Raw genomic sequence first — 15,315 nt, forward strand, 5'->3', positions numbered from 1 at the left:
CACCTCCGCTTTCATTCCTTATTCCACTCAAAAACCTTCTCCCCCTTCCTTGACATATTGAAAAATAAAAAAGAAGCTATAACATATAGCTTCCCTCCACGTTTCTTTAATCTTTATGCACCGTATATTCCATGACTTTACCATCTCTATCAAATTGTAAAATAAGCTGTTCGCTATCTATTGGGATAAAGCCACGTTCAGTCCCAAGATAATACAAAGTGATAACTCCTTCTCCCCCACTTCTCGTTTCCGTTGGGGCTCCTAACAATTGTGTAATTTCTTCATTTGATTTCCCTTTTAATTTATATTTTTGTAATAGATCATCTACCATATGTACCCGCTTATCTGCATGATTTAACCATCTATTTTGATTAAACTTTGATGTATATTCATTTACACTTAGTTGTACAGTGCACACTATTAATGGTATGAGTGCTACTATTAACCCCCCAACATTTGCTTCTTTTCTTCATTACGATTTTTAGAAACATATAAAATAGCCCTTTGAATCATGACTAATAAAACAAATGGTATGAATACTACAAAAATGCTCCTTACACTTAAGGGTATATGGACCATATCAATGACGAATATAAATAAAAGGTACATTACTATATATAAACAAAAAGAGACATACAAAATGCCACGTAGCATAGCGTTCAGAAAGATCTCCCCTTTTAACTCACTATATAATTCATCCGGCTAATCATTTCTTGAATCTGTTCTAATTCTTGCACTGTATATACTACTTCCCCTGCTAATATTTCATTTCTAAAGAACGTTACAATTTGCTCCCGATCTTTTAATCTAGGTGTTTCCTCACTAGAAAGGTCTACTATTTCTTTTCCATTTTTATTATAAAAATATACAACTGGTTTTACTTTTTCTTTTATACTATTAGCCTGTATTTCTTTCAAACCACTGTATAAAATTTGAGATAGTTTCTTCGCCCTATATACTGGATTCCCTTCATTTTTCACTTGTATAGTTGACGAATCTTTACCTACTATATATTCAAATGTCTCTTCTTTTTCAACTTCTTGTTGATACTTACCCATTTCATCAATCATAAATGAATATATACCAGCATTTTCTTTCGTTAAACCATGAATTAATTTCTCTTCCCATTCTTTCGTCTCAAGTAGATAAATACCAGTTTTGCACAAGATGAGATGATGGATTCGATTATCGTTTATTTCACTATTATTTTTAATAAAAACATTCGGCATGATTTGAATTTCAGCATCTAATATGGTGCCTTGCTCTATGAATCCTCGTTTCATATAATGTAATGTTTCGTACGTATTCATTTCAGCGCCGTTTTTAGTATATTCTCGTAGATTTGCAATTAGTTTTTGAAACATATGTATTTCGTTATTATGTTTATTTTGCATTTCACTACGTTCTTTACTATGCTGCACAGCTAATTGATTTTTCATCATACGCATATTTTCAATTTCTCTATTTGCACTTACTTGTAAATCATTGTATTTTTTCTGTTCCATATTTTTTAAATTATTTTGTTGTTCTTTATGCTCTATCACCGTAGCTGCAATTTCATTTTTATACGTTTCAATCGCTTGTTTCTTTTCAAATTCTACTTGCTGACTCTCTGATTCTAACTGTTTATTTTTATAAAACAGCACAAATACTACAGCTAATAATATTAAAACCGCACCTATTAGCACATAATTCATATTTTTACCCCTTTATTTCATTTTCGATTATTTTTTATAAATATATCTATTATAGTATACTATGGTTTCGATATAGACTTTGTAAAAGTTGTATATTTTTAATAAAAGGCACCTCTGACGGGGCACCTTTTATTTTCACTCTATTGTACACCATACTGAATATAACTTGGATCATAGTATATCCATTGATTTGTCCCTAAGCAAAGCCATCCATCTTGCTTACTCCATACTCGATACGATTCACCATGATGTAACTGTCTTATAACATTTCCATTTAATGATGGAGCATCACGCAAATTTACATTATCACCAGTAATAGTCGCCACATAATGTTTATACTGAATATAACTCGGATCATTATATACCCACTGATTTGTCCCTAAACAAAGCCATCCATCTTGTTCTCCCCAAACTTCATATGTTTCGCCACGATTCAATTGGCGAATTACACTAGACTGCAAAGATGGTCCACTTCTCAAATTCACATTATCTCCATTAATTATAGCAACCCCGTACACTGGAGTTGCATTATTAGGCGGGGAAACATTACCTCCACCACTTGCTCCATTCCCTTTTAAAGCTTCTAATGAAACTGCAGCTGATACATCACAATTTCCTACGCCTGAAATTTGTCCGGAATCTGTGTACTGCCACGCTGTCCACGTTGTCCATCCACCAGCATCAGCAGGCGGTGTACTCGAGTATTTAGCAATCCAAAGCGGTATATCACTTAATCCGCTAATTCCGAACTCATTAATATACCAAACTCCTGTATATAACATTACATCTTTTCCAGTAGCCTGTTTCACATAATTTATGAAGCTTCTTGCCCAATTCGATATAGCGTTACCAGTTAAATTACTGTTACTCGGATCTGTTGGTGATTCTAAATCCAGAACTGGCATTAAGTCTGTCTGGTTATTTTGTAATATACTCACAAAATATTTTGCCTCTGAAATTGCATCATTTTGTTCTGGGCGCGCAAAATGGTATGCACCAATTAATACATTCGCATTTCGTGCTGCTTGTACATTCTTAGTAAAAGTAGGATCAATGTAGTTTACACCTTCTGTCGCTTTTGCATACGCTGCTGGAATTCCAGATGCCTTCACTGCATTCCAATCAATATTCCCTTCCCAATGAGACACATCAATAAACGTAACATTTGAACTTGATCTGTTTTGCATATAAAATCTCCTATCATTTTTTTACTTCGTATACATACAATATGTACAAGTTTCATAAGAGGACACGACATTTATGCTATAGAAACAAAGAGTAAACATATTTTGTATACAAAATAAAAAAGACCTTGTATTACAAGGCCTTTTGCAAACTCACTTTATTTTGTAGCAAATACATATTATAATACAAACCTTGCTCACTTAATAATTCTTGATGTGTCCCTCTCTCTACTATCTCTCCATCATGCATCACAAAAATTTGATCCGCATCTTGAATTGTAGATAACCTATGCGCAATGGCTATCGTCGTTCTACCTTTTCGCATTTGTTGCAACGCTGTTTGAATAGCCTCTTCTGTTTCTGTATCGATATTAGCTGTTGCTTCATCTAATACTAATACTTTCGGATTCGTTGCTATCGTTCTAGCAAAAGCAATTAATTGTCGTTGACCGCTTGAAAATGCTGCACCTCTTTCTACTACTTCTGTTTCATACTGTTTTGGTAACTTTTCAATAAACGTATTCGCTTGCACAAATCGAGCAGCTTCTTTTACTTCTTCATCCGTAATCTCTTCATTATACATACGAATATTTTGCTTTACATTTCCAGCAAATAAAAATGCATCTTGCAATACGAGTCCTATTTTCTTTCTAATTTCTCGTTCTTCAAATTTTTCTAAATCTACACCGTCTATTACAATATTTCCTGACTTAATATTATAAAATCGCATTAACAAATTCATAATCGTACTTTTTCCGCTACCAGTATGCCCAACAAAAGCAACCGTTTGCCCTTGTTTCACGTGAAATGATACATTTTTTAAAACGTCACGCTTTCCATCATATGAAAAAGTAACATTTTTAAATTCAATATCTCCATCCACGATTTGAGGATTCTCATTACCTTTTTGAACCGGTGCTAAATCTTTCTCGTCCATTAAATGAAATACACGTGATGACGAAACAAGTGCCTGTTGGAAGAAGGACAATTTCATCATCATCTCATTTACAGGTTGGAAGAAACGATGTATATAGTTAACAAAAGCATATAAAACTCCTACTTCAACAGGGCTCTTTAAAGCATCAATCCCAAATAAACCTAGTACTAACGCAATAGCTACAATATGTACTAAATCCGTAGCTGGTCGTAAAAGTAATGCGTCTAACTTCAAAGTACGTCGCCCTGCACTATAATGTTTATTATTCACTTCTTCAAACTCTTTTCTCATACGTTTTTCTTGTCTGAACACTTGAACAATATTCATTCCTTGTATGGACTCGTTCAACTTTGCATTTAACACGCTTAGTTGATTACGTACTTCTAAATAAAAAGCTGCACTTTTCCGGCGATATAATACCATAATCGCAAACATTATCGGAATTAATACGAGAGAAAATAGCGCTAATTTTACATCTAATAAAAACATCGCTACTAAAATACCTACTAAAAAGACTACATTTTTTACAAATGTTGATAACACACTGACATAAAAATCTTTAATCGCTTCCGTATCATTTGTTATACGCGATACAAGTGTACCAATCGGCGTACGATCAAAGAAACTTAATGACAGCTTTTGAACATGTTCATATACTTCAACTCGCATATCTTGAACAATCTTAAAAGCAATGTTCTGAAAGTACAATAGATTTAAATACGTAAATAGTACTTTTAATAAATGAGCAACTATGTAAATTACAAATAAAGTAACAAGCGCTGATCGTTCAAAATCCCGCGGTACTAGGTGTTCATCGAGGAATTGTTTAATTAAAAAAGGACCCATCATTTCCGTTACTGTCGCACCAACTAAAAAGATAAATGCTAAAGATAGTAACCCTTTATATGGCTTCATATAGGAAAGCAATCTACTTAAATCACTTCGCTTCTTCTCTACCATCATACGCCTCCTTTCTCGACTAAAGCTTCTAATTGCTGGCTTTCATACATTTCCTTATACCAGCCGTTTTCCTTCATTAATTCCTCATGTGTACCTCTTTGTACAATTCTACCTTCATCAACAACAAGAATAAGATTGGCATGCTGAATTGCACTTAATCGGTGTGCAGTAATAATCGTCGTTTTCCCTGCTCTCTCCCTCTTTAAGGCACTTAAAATCGTCTCTTCTGTTTTTGCATCTACCGCTGATAAACAATCATCCAAAATTAAAATTTCAGCATTTGTTAATAAAGCACGAGCAATAGAGATTCGCTGTTTTTGACCACCAGATAACGAAACACCTCTTTCCCCTACTACTGTTTCATATCCTTCTGAAAATTGGAGGATGTCATTATGAATACAAGCAATCTCTGCTGCTTGGGTAATTTCATTATATGTAGCATCCGCCTTTCCAAAGGCAATATTCTCGCCAATACTTGCTGAAAATAAAAAATGATCTTGCGGCACGTATGAAATGGCAGAACGGACACCATGAAGTGTTATATCTCGAATATCTCGCTCCCCAATTTTTAATTCACCATTAAAATGATCATACTCACGGATTAAACATTTTAATAAAGTCGTTTTCCCTGCGCCTGTACGTCCTACAACTCCTAGCGTTTCGCCCTTCTTCAAATCAAAGTGAATATCGTTTAAATGTAACAATTCATTTTTCTTATACGAAAATGAATCAACGGCAAACGAAACATTACCGCTCGCTATTGTATGTACAGCATTTTCGCTATTTACTACATCTGATTTTTGTGAAAGAATTTTTTCTACACGGTCATATGAAGCACGCCCACGCTCCATAATATTGAATAACCATCCAAACGCTAACATTGGCCAAACGAGGGTACCTAAATATGTCGTAAATGTAACGAGATCACCTACTGTTAATTCACCTCTTACAACTAATACCGATCCGTAACATACTGCGATTAAAAAAGAAAATCCAACGATAAGAGAGATTGTCGGATCAAATAACGAATCAATACGTGCAACTAACACATTTTTATGTACAACATCTTCTGATTTTCTTCGAAACGCCTGTAAATCTTCTTTCTCTTGTCCAAGCGAGCGAATCACTTTCATTCCACTCATACTCTCTTGCACTTTATCATTGATTTCCGAAAACGATTGCTGTGCTTTATGAAACCTTTTATGTAATAAAGTTCCATAATAATTTGTCGAAATAGCTACAATCGGCATTGGAATTAAACTTAATAATGTTAACTTCCAACTAATTGTAAAACCCATCGCTACGAGTACACATCCTCCGACAGCTAATGAGTCAACAAGCGTCAAAACACCTGCTCCAGCAGTTTGCTGGATCGCTTGAATATCATTGGTCGCATGTGCCATTAAATCACCTGTCCGATTTGACTGATAGAAAGATGGACTCATCTTTGTAAAATGTTCATACAAATTTTTTCGTAATTGGCGAGCTAATTTTAATGAAGACCCGAAAATCATAATACGCCATATGTAACGTAATATGTACATCGTAATACCTACAATTACTAATAGTACAACCCATTTTAGTAACTTATCGGTCGTCAATGTTCCATCATTAATTTCATCTACAACGATTCCAATTACTTTTGGTGCTACAAGTTCTAAAAGTGCAACGCCAAACAATAAAATAATTCCAGTTATGTACGCTCGTTTTTCTTGTTTAAAAAACCACGCTAAATTCATAAACACTTTCATTTTTTTCCTCCTCCCTTAAAATGAGCGATGTTTTCAGTTTACCAAAAATACAGAATTTTTAAAAGTTTTAAAAACTATAACTAACAAAAAGAAAGACACTCTTAGCGAGTGTCTTTTAGCGCTTATTTCATTTGTTGCTTGTTCATTGCGCTCATCATTTGATTGATTTTCTTTTGGGAAGGTTTTTGTCCCATTTGCATCATCATCATTTTTAACATTTGTTCGTTAATTGGTGGATTTTTTTGTAAGTAATTCATCATGTATTTGCGGGCAATGAAAAATCCTAACGCCACGCCTGCTACTAGTGCTACTACGCCCACTAGAATACCTAACCAAATTGGCATATATTTTCCTCCTTCATGTTGTCTACCTTACAGTGTACTAAAACCTTTTCAATAAGACAAGATACAATTCGACATTTTTTACACATATGTTCGTACTTGTTTTAGAGGATTCAGCCATCCGTACTTTGTATTTTCATAATCCATAGCTAAAAATGTTAATTCACACTTTCTTAACACCTCAAAAAACGTCGTTTCCATAGAGACATTTCCAGAGGTATTCATACGAATATAGTGCGGTTTCACCATTATTTCGCCGTACTCCGCTCCCGTATAAATTGTATGTGTATGATGTGTTCTATCATATTTACCAAGAACGCGCAAAGCTTGTTCTAATTTATGATGAATTTTCATTACTTGCAATGGCATCGTTATATACATCATTTGCTTATATAACACTTTTTTCTCCGAAAGGGACCCAGATTCTGAAAATCGAGCAAATAAATCAAAAAACAAATATTCACGACCAAAATAAGCTTTCGCAATATCCTCTTGAATTAAATACAATTCATACGTTTTCATTTTTCCACTCCCAATCTGGACAACCTTTTCTCTTCATTATATATAAGAAAATTTGCAATGATTGTCTGACTGCGGAGAGATAAAAAACTTTTTCTGTCGAAAAAACTCATTTACATAGAAAAACCTCTCCATGCCGGAGAGATTTTTCTGAAATCATTAAAGCATTTCTTTTACTTTACGAACAACGTTCTCTACAGTAAATCCATACTCTTCCATAATCTTCTCACCAGGAGCAGAAGCACCGAATGTATCGATACCTAACACATCTCCTTCAAGACCTACGTAACGGTGCCATCCGAATGTAGCACCCATTTCGATTGCGAAACGTTTTGTTACTGCTTTTGGTAATACAGATTCTTTGTACTCTGCAGTTTGAGCTTCGAAGCGATCCATAGATGGCATGCTGACAACAGCTGCGTCAACGCCGTCTACTGCTAATGCTTTTTGAGCTTCAACAGCTAGGCTTACTTCAGATCCAGTTGCAAGTAAGATTACGTCAGCCGTTTCTTTCTTGCTTGCAGAAACTACATATGCACCTTTTGCTACTTTTTCATACGTATCATCTTTTGCACCTTCTAATGTTGGAAGGTCTTGACGAGTTAATACTAAAGCAGTTGGTTTGTTTGTAGATTCTAAAGCTAGTCTCCAAGCTGCAACAGATTCGTTACCATCAGCAGGACGGATAACAGAAACGTTTGGCATTGCACGAAGCGCTGCTAATTGCTCGATTGGTTCATGTGTTGGACCATCTTCACCAACAGCGATACTGTCATGTGTGAATACATACGTTACTGGCAATTGCATTAATGCTGCAAGGCGAATTGCTGGACGTAAGTAATCAGAGAATACGAAGAACGTACCACCGTAAGTTTTTAAACCACCATGTAGTGCAATACCGTTCATTGCTGCACCCATTGCGAACTCACGTACACCGTACCAAATGTTTTTACCGCTGTAATCATCTCTTGTAAAGTCTTTTTCGTTATTCATGTATGTTTTGTTAGAACCAGCAAGGTCAGCAGATCCACCGAAGAATGATGGTACAGACTCTGCAATTGCATTAATTACAGCACCAGAAGAATTACGAGTTGCTGCTTTTGATCCTAATTCATAAGTTGGTAAGTTTTGCTCCCAACCTTCTGGAAGTTGACCGTTCATTGCTGCTTGGAATTCGTTTGCTAATTCTGGGTATGCTTGTGCATATTCACCTAGCATCGTGTTCCACTCAGCTTGCGCAGTTTCACCAACATCTTGTACTGTTTTACGGAAGTTGTCATATACTTCTTCTGCTACGTGGAAGTCTTGCTCAGCAGTCCAAGCATATGCTTCTTTCGTTAATTTTGTTTCTTCTACACCAAGTGGAGAACCATGTGAAGCTGATTTTCCTGATTTGTTTGGAGAACCGAAACCAATTGTCGTTCTTACTTCAATTAGCGTTGGGCGTTTTTCGTCAGCTTTCGCTTCTTCAATTGCTTTCGCGATTGCTTCAATATCGTTTCCATCCTCAACACGGATTACTTGCCATCCGTATGCTTTGTAACGATCTTCTACACTTTCAGAGAATGAACGATTTAAATCGCCATCTAATGAAATATCGTTTGAATCGTAAAGCACAACAAGACGACCTAATTGTAAATGAGCAGCTAATGAAGATGCTTCAGCAGAAACGCCCTCCATTAAATCTCCATCACCACAAATAGCGTATGTATAATGATCTACTACATTATACGCATCACGGTTATATTTAGCAGCTAAATGTCTTTCAGCCATTGCCATACCTACAGCAGTTGCAATACCTTGTCCAAGTGGACCAGTCGTTGCATCTACACCAGCTGTATGACCGTACTCAGGATGTCCTGGAGTTTTGCTTCCCCATTGACGGAAGTTCTTTAAGTCATCCATTGTTACATCATAACCAGATAGGTGAAGTAGGCTGTATAATAACATTGAACCATGACCTGCAGATAATACGAAACGATCACGGTTAAACCACGTTGGGTTATTTGGATTGTGTTTCATAAATTGAGTCCATAATGTATAAGCCATTGGTGCTGCACCCATTGGCATTCCTGGGTGACCAGAGTTTGCTTTTTCAATCGCATCGATGGATAATGTGCGAATCGTGTTGATAGAAAGTTGTTCGATTGAATGTGACATGCTATTCTTCCCTTCGCTTATATTAGTAAACGTTTTATACATTTATATGATAGCTTCCCACGCAAGATTATACAACATGTATCGACAAATATGTTGATATTTTTTTGATTTTTTATAAAAAAATCAATGTTTCCGGGAATGTATGGGCATTCAATATGACATACTTTTTCATTATTTTTATTTTAAAAAGAAAGGGAATTATCTGTATATTTATACAAATTTCTTCTATACTTACTTTTTTAAATAAGTTTTTAAAAACATAAAAAAGCATCTAACTTCGATGCTTTTCAAATAAGTTAAACAATCCGTTTCCGAATCGAGCTTGAAATCAAATCAATTATAATTACCATTAAAATAATACCTAATAAAATAATACCAACACGAGACCAATTCCGTGAACTCAGCGCAAAAATTAAAGGTGTACCAATCCCTCCTGCTCCGATAACTCCTAAAATCGCAGCGGATCGTACATTAATTTCAAATCTGTATAACGTATACGATAGAAAATCTGGTAACACTTGCGGTAACACCGCATACCAAAGTATTTGAAAACGATTTGCTCCTGTTGCTAGTAACGCTTCCGTCGGTCCTTTATCTATGTTTTCAATTCCTTCTGAATATAGTTTTCCTAACATTCCAATAGAATGCAATCCTAAGGCTAATACTCCTGCAAAAGAGCCTGGACCAACAGCTTTTATAAATAAAAGAGCCATAACTAATTCAGGAAATGTACGAACAAAACTAAGTACAAATTTCCCAAATCCTGAAGTTAATTTTCCACTACTCATATTCGTTGCCGCCCAAAAAGCAAACGGAACAGATAAAAATGCAGAAATAAATGTACCTAATATCGCAATTGCCAACGTATCAATTAATCCATGTAATAAATCTTCACCATCTGGCAAAGATACATACGACCAGTCTGGAGTCAATATCCCTGTCATAATTGCTTTTGTAATTTCTCCCGCCGTTTCCTTTATTCCCTCTAGCGGTACTCCTGAAAAAGCCCATATATAAACAAATGTAAGTGCTATAAAAATAAACGAGCGATACACACTCGGTTTCTTCGGTTTTGGTACGATTATCGTCGTTTTACTCATTATAATTTCTCCCGCAACAATGTACTTACATAATCAATTACCAATACAACAACAAGAGTATAGATGATAATAGATGCAGTTTGTTGATATTGTAAAAATCCAAGTGTACGATCATAATATAGTCCAATACCACCTGCTCCTACTAAACCTAGGACAGCCGCTGCCCGTACATTCACCTCAAATGTATATAGTACATAGGAAACAAAGTGTGCTTTTACTTGTGGAATGACTCCATAAACAATCCATTGCACCTTATTAGCCCCTACAGCTGTCATCGCTTCTAGTGGGCCAGGGTCAATTGATTCAATTGATTCATACAACAATTTCGCCACGAGCCCAATTGAGAAAAAAGTAAGAGCTAAAATACCCGGAAGTGGTCCTATTCCAAAAATAGCTACGAAAATTGCCGCTAATAATAAATCTGGTATCGTTCGAATAAAATTTAAAATCAATCGAGCTGGACTGTATAAAAATGTACTAGTAAACACATTACTTGCCGCAAACAGTGCAAGTGGAATAGCTAAAATCGCTCCTAAAGTCGTCCCAATAATCGCCATACGTATTGTATCTAACATTGCTGTTGTAATAACTTGAAAATAACTCCAATCTGGCGGCACCATTTCTTTTAACAAATCCATTATATTAGGAAAACCAACTACTAGCTTTGAAAATGATGCGTCGACCTGTATACTACTTCCCCACAACAGTAAAATGAATAGAATAAACGTTAACATATGTTTTAACTTACTCGGCGGCTTCGGTATCGACTTCGAATATATCGTCACATCATTCATTTAGCTGCCACCTCTAACAATTCACTTTTCTGTGCTACGTCACCATAAATTTCAGCAAACTTTTCATCCGTTGCTGCTTCTACTAAACCATCAAAAACAATTTCGCCTGCATGTAATCCAATAATACGCGTCGCATATTGCCTAGCTAAAGCAATAGAATGTAAGTTTACAATTGTTGTAATTCCAAAATCTTCATTAATTTTCTTTAAATCATCTAATACTTGCTTTGTTGTTAGCGGATCTAACGACGCAACAGGTTCATCTGCCAATATGATTTTTGCTTCTTGCGCCAATGCTCTAGCTATCGATACACGTTGTTGTTGTCCTCCTGATAATTCATCAGCACGTGCATATGCTTTTTCTAAAATATTCACTCTTTTTAACGCTTGAAATGCGAGCTCCACATCCTCTTTCGGAAACAAACCTAACGTTGTACGCAATGTCGAATGATATCCAACACGGCCAGCTAATACATTCTTCAATACTGTTGATCGCTTTACAAGGTTAAAACTTTGAAAGATCATACCAATATCCCGGCGCATACGTCGTAAATCTTTTCCTTTTGCAGCAGTAATAGACTCACATTCAATCATGATTTCGCCTTCTGTAATCTCATGAAGACGATTTACCGATTTTAGAAGTGTAGACTTTCCAGCTCCGGACAGCCCTACCATTATAACAAACTCACCTTTTTGAATTTTCAAGTTTATATTATTCAATCCTTTTGTACCATTTGGATACACTTTGGAGACATTTCGAAATTCTATCACACATCTTACCTACCTTCTATGTATTCAAAACGGCAAACTAACTGAAAACATTCCCTTTCAGCTAGCTGCCATTTCCATATGTATTATTGCGTTTTTACTTTCTTCCCATATTCACGAACGATGTCAAATTTACTATCATCAGATTTAACGTATCCTTCATGTGAATATACTTCTTTAATGATTTTGTGACCTTCCTCATTTTTTCCAATTTCAATGAAAGCATCCTGTAATTTCTTGCTCCACTCTTCATCTAAATCAGAACGTACCGAAATCGTATCGTTTGGAATTTTCTCCGTAAATTTCACTATTTTCGTTTGCTCGAATATATTCGGATAATCTTTTTTTACAATATTACGAGCATCTTGGAATACAACAGCTGCATCTACGTCACCATTTAAAAGAGCAATAAGCGACTGATCGTGACCTTTTAATGTAACAGGTTTCACATCTTTTAACGGATCAATTCCCTCTTTTAATAGAACAGCTGCAGGCCATACATACCCTGCTGATGATGTTACGTCTTGATAACCAATCTTTTTACCTTTTAAATCTTTTACACTATTTATATTAGAGTCTTTTTTAACAACAAACTCAGATTTATAATAATCTACTAAATCTTTTGTAGGAGCTCCTGTTTCATCCTCTACTCCAAAACGTTGTGCTTGTAAAATTACATTTGCAGCCTTCTTTTCATGTGCTAATACGTACGCTGTTGGCGGTAAAAATCCTACATCTACTTGTTTAGATGCCATCGCTTCTACAATTGTATTGTAGTTCGTTGAAATACTAACTTTTACTGGAATATTTAACTTATCACTTAATAGCTTCTCAAGCGGTTTTGCCTTCGCCTCTAACGTATCTGCATTTTGAGAAGGAACAAATTGAACATTTAAAGTCTTCGGTACATACCCTTTTTTCGTATCTTCATTTTTACTTGCACTTGATTCCTTCGTTCCACAGCCACTTAATAATCCCGCTGCTAGTACAACTGTTGTGCTCATTGCAAAAACTTTTTTCAACATATTAATGCCTCCATTTTTCATTGTTATAAAATAACCTTTCATAAACATGAAGAAATATATCACATATTTTTACAAATAATTGATTATTTACAGAATCTTTACACATTCTATACACTCACATTAAAATTCTCTTCACATATTTGATATGATGAATTGGAAGATAACAATAGAAAAGGTGAGTCATATTGGAACAAAATCAAACTGTAACTTTAAACATCTTATTAACAAGCGATATACATGGCACTGTTTATCCTATTCACTACCAAGATAACTCCCCAGCAGAACTTGGTTTAGCTAAAATTTCTACTCTTATAAAAAAAGAACGTTCCCAAAATACAAACGTTCTTTTAATTGATAATGGCGACTTTATTCAAGGAACACCATTTACTTATCATTATGTTACATACGAAAAAAACAAAAAAAACCCAATGTCCTTATTAGCAAATTACTTACAGTATGACGCTGCAATTATCGGCAATCATGAGTTTAATTACGGGATGGGTATATTAAATAACGCTGTGACTACTGCGAACTTCCCGTACCTATCAGCAAACATTTTAGATAAAAACATAAAGAAACCTTATTTCGGAAAACCTTATATAATCAAACAGATTGAATCCAATATAAAAATTGCTATTTTAGGGGTGACAACGCACTACATTACCAATTGGGAACAACCCCATCACATTAAAGACTTACAATTTGAAGATGCATTAGAAACAACGAAAAAGTGGGTTTCTTACATTCGCAAACATGAGAAACCAGATTTACTAGTCGTAGCGTATCACGGGGGAGTTGAACGAGATTTACAAACCGGGGTACCGACTGAAGTTTTAACAGGAGAAAACCAAGGATATGCAATGTGCCATGAAATTGACGACATAGATATTTTATTAACAGGCCACCAACACCGGGAAATTGCTCACACAATGGCTAACGGTGTAACAATTTTACAGACCGGATGTAATGGAAACTCAGTTGGAAAAGTAAAAATAACATTCGAAAAAACAAAACATAAATGGGTTAAAAAAGAGAGTTCTTCTGAATTATTATCTGTACAAGGAGTTGAGGCTGACCAAGATGTACTTTCATTGGTAGCCGATTACGAAGAGAAAACACAAAAGTGGCTTGATCAACCTATTGGAATCATTCAGGGGGATATGCAAATTTCAGATGCTATGCAAACTCGTTTGCATGATCATCCTTTTATCGAATTCATAAATAAAATACAGATGGATATAGCTAATGTATCAATTTCTTGTACAAGTTTGTTCCATAATACATCTCCAGGTTTCCCGGAACATGTAACAATGCGTGACATCGTTTCTAATTATATTTATCCAAACACATTAAAAGTAATTAGAATAACTGGAGCGGATATAAAAAATGCTCTTGAACTCTCTGCTTCTTATTTCACATTAAAAACAGATGGATCCATCACCGTAAGTCCTACCTACATAGAACCAAAGCCACAACATTATAATTATGATATGTGGGAAGGGATTTCATACGTATTAAACATTTCAAAACCAATTGGTGAAAGAGTAGAATCTTTACAGCATAACAGTGCTCCTCTTAATATGAATGAAGAATATGACGTTGTAATGAATAATTATCGTGCAAGTGGCGGGGGAAATTTCTTTATGTTTCAAAACAAACCGGTAGTAAAAGATATACCCACAGATATGTCTGAACTTATCGCTAATTATATATTGGAACATAAAACGATAGAAGCAACAGTTAATAACAACTGGAAAGTTATTAAATAACGATTTTTACATATAAAAAAGATGGGCTTCGCCCATCTTTTAATTTAATTTTGCATTATCTTGCTTTTTTAAAGCTTTTAATTTCGTCGGTGTAACATCTGTACCTTCTTCGTTAACAACTTTAATACCTTTAAGTTCGTTTAACATATTTTGACGAAATCCTTTTAAATATTGTTCACGTAGCGATTGACGCTCACGTTGCTCTTCTTCAGTTAAACCTTCAGCTTTTGCTTTTTTCGCTAAGAAGTTAATGCGTTCAACGAGTTCGTGATTAATCATCTCGAATCCCCCTTCTAATCAAAACTGATTAT

Annotated in this window: 13 protein-coding genes and 1 pseudogene; 1 reads left to right on the forward strand and 13 read right to left on the reverse strand. The window is 35.2% G+C overall.

Annotated elements, in window-relative coordinates; all coding sequences use genetic code 11:
• Positions 1 to 106: 106 nt before the first annotated feature.
• The 12 genes and pseudogenes from ACUL40_RS10560 to ACUL40_RS10615 all read right to left on the reverse strand — a co-directional run bounded on the left by ACUL40_RS10560 (position 107) and on the right by ACUL40_RS10615 (position 13,235).
• Positions 107 to 654: pseudogene (locus ACUL40_RS10560) on the reverse strand (hypothetical protein).
• A 23-nt stretch (positions 655 to 677) separates the two neighbouring features.
• Positions 678 to 1,697: an NERD domain-containing protein gene (locus ACUL40_RS10565; RefSeq protein WP_229174267.1), complete on the reverse strand. Its 1,020-nt coding sequence runs from the start codon at positions 1,695 to 1,697 to the stop codon at positions 678 to 680.
• A 140-nt stretch (positions 1,698 to 1,837) separates the two neighbouring features.
• Positions 1,838 to 2,884, reverse strand: coding sequence for a GH25 family lysozyme (locus ACUL40_RS10570; RefSeq protein ID WP_001181398.1), 1,047 nt, complete (start codon positions 2,882 to 2,884; stop codon positions 1,838 to 1,840).
• 130 nt (positions 2,885 to 3,014) lie between these two features.
• The gene (locus tag ACUL40_RS10575) at positions 3,015 to 4,778 is read right to left on the reverse strand and encodes an ABC transporter ATP-binding protein (RefSeq protein WP_000229520.1); all 1,764 of its coding nucleotides are present in this window, start codon (positions 4,776 to 4,778) and stop codon (positions 3,015 to 3,017) included.
• The gene (locus ACUL40_RS10580; RefSeq protein WP_000862455.1) at positions 4,778 to 6,529 is read right to left on the reverse strand and encodes an ABC transporter ATP-binding protein; all 1,752 of its coding nucleotides are present in this window, start codon (positions 6,527 to 6,529) and stop codon (positions 4,778 to 4,780) included. The genes ACUL40_RS10575 and ACUL40_RS10580 overlap by 1 nt, the downstream gene beginning before the upstream one ends.
• A 122-nt stretch (positions 6,530 to 6,651) precedes the next feature.
• A complete protein-coding gene (locus tag ACUL40_RS10585) occupies positions 6,652 to 6,873 on the reverse strand; it encodes a YneF family protein (protein WP_001123317.1) in 222 nt (73 codons plus the stop codon).
• Between the two features lie 78 nt (positions 6,874 to 6,951).
• Complete coding sequence (gene sirA, locus ACUL40_RS10590; RefSeq protein ID WP_000860636.1) at positions 6,952 to 7,392, reverse strand: sporulation inhibitor of replication protein SirA; 441 nt, start codon at positions 7,390 to 7,392, stop codon at positions 6,952 to 6,954.
• Between the two features lie 156 nt (positions 7,393 to 7,548).
• Positions 7,549 to 9,549: a transketolase gene (gene tkt, locus ACUL40_RS10595; protein ID WP_000019766.1), complete on the reverse strand. Its 2,001-nt coding sequence runs from the start codon at positions 9,547 to 9,549 to the stop codon at positions 7,549 to 7,551.
• Positions 9,550 to 9,845: 296 nt separating this feature from the next.
• The gene (phnE, locus tag ACUL40_RS10600; RefSeq protein WP_000047897.1) at positions 9,846 to 10,649 is read right to left on the reverse strand and encodes a phosphonate ABC transporter, permease protein PhnE; all 804 of its coding nucleotides are present in this window, start codon (positions 10,647 to 10,649) and stop codon (positions 9,846 to 9,848) included.
• On the reverse strand, positions 10,649 to 11,443 hold the full coding sequence (gene phnE, locus ACUL40_RS10605; protein ID WP_001000763.1) for a phosphonate ABC transporter, permease protein PhnE: 795 nt from the start codon (positions 11,441 to 11,443) through the stop codon (positions 10,649 to 10,651). The genes phnE (ACUL40_RS10600) and phnE (ACUL40_RS10605) overlap by 1 nt, the downstream gene beginning before the upstream one ends.
• Positions 11,440 to 12,213, reverse strand: coding sequence for a phosphonate ABC transporter ATP-binding protein (gene phnC, locus ACUL40_RS10610; RefSeq protein WP_000569240.1), 774 nt, complete (start codon positions 12,211 to 12,213; stop codon positions 11,440 to 11,442). Before phnC ends, phnE (ACUL40_RS10605) begins: the two co-directional genes overlap by 4 nt.
• 83 nt (positions 12,214 to 12,296) lie before the next feature.
• Positions 12,297 to 13,235, reverse strand: a complete 939-nt coding sequence (locus ACUL40_RS10615; RefSeq protein WP_000915065.1) for a phosphate/phosphite/phosphonate ABC transporter substrate-binding protein — start codon at positions 13,233 to 13,235, stop codon at positions 12,297 to 12,299.
• A 185-nt stretch (positions 13,236 to 13,420) separates the two neighbouring features.
• Between ACUL40_RS10615 and ACUL40_RS10620 the strand changes: the two genes are divergently transcribed.
• Positions 13,421 to 15,004, forward strand: a complete 1,584-nt coding sequence (locus ACUL40_RS10620; RefSeq protein ID WP_059303517.1) for a bifunctional metallophosphatase/5'-nucleotidase — start codon at positions 13,421 to 13,423, stop codon at positions 15,002 to 15,004.
• 39 nt (positions 15,005 to 15,043) lie between these two features.
• Here ACUL40_RS10620 and ACUL40_RS10625 read toward each other — a convergent pair whose 3' ends face one another.
• The gene (locus ACUL40_RS10625) at positions 15,044 to 15,283 is read right to left on the reverse strand and encodes a DUF896 domain-containing protein (RefSeq protein WP_000607015.1); all 240 of its coding nucleotides are present in this window, start codon (positions 15,281 to 15,283) and stop codon (positions 15,044 to 15,046) included.
• Between the last annotated feature and the right edge of the window lie 32 nt (positions 15,284 to 15,315).

It is taken from the genome of Bacillus sp. KNSH39, from assembly GCF_052656585.1.

Coding starts and splice junctions, on each gene's coding strand:
- sirA (WP_000860636.1), bottom strand. CDS start 7,392: ATGAAAACGTATGAATTGTATTTAATTCAAGAGGATATTGCGAAAGCT.
- ACUL40_RS10575 (WP_000229520.1), bottom strand. CDS start 4,778: ATGGTAGAGAAGAAGCGAAGTGATTTAAGTAGATTGCTTTCCTATATG.
- tkt (WP_000019766.1), bottom strand. CDS start 9,549: ATGTCACATTCAATCGAACAACTTTCTATCAACACGATTCGCACATTA.
- phnE (WP_000047897.1), bottom strand. CDS start 10,649: ATGAGTAAAACGACGATAATCGTACCAAAACCGAAGAAACCGAGTGTG.
- ACUL40_RS10570 (WP_001181398.1), bottom strand. CDS start 2,884: ATGCAAAACAGATCAAGTTCAAATGTTACGTTTATTGATGTGTCTCAT.
- ACUL40_RS10615 (WP_000915065.1), bottom strand. CDS start 13,235: ATGTTGAAAAAAGTTTTTGCAATGAGCACAACAGTTGTACTAGCAGCG.
- ACUL40_RS10585 (WP_001123317.1), bottom strand. CDS start 6,873: ATGCCAATTTGGTTAGGTATTCTAGTGGGCGTAGTAGCACTAGTAGCA.
- ACUL40_RS10625 (WP_000607015.1), bottom strand. CDS start 15,283: ATGATTAATCACGAACTCGTTGAACGCATTAACTTCTTAGCGAAAAAA.
- phnE (WP_001000763.1), bottom strand. CDS start 11,443: ATGAATGATGTGACGATATATTCGAAGTCGATACCGAAGCCGCCGAGT.
- ACUL40_RS10565 (WP_229174267.1), bottom strand. CDS start 1,697: ATGAATTATGTGCTAATAGGTGCGGTTTTAATATTATTAGCTGTAGTA.
- ACUL40_RS10580 (WP_000862455.1), bottom strand. CDS start 6,529: ATGAAAGTGTTTATGAATTTAGCGTGGTTTTTTAAACAAGAAAAACGA.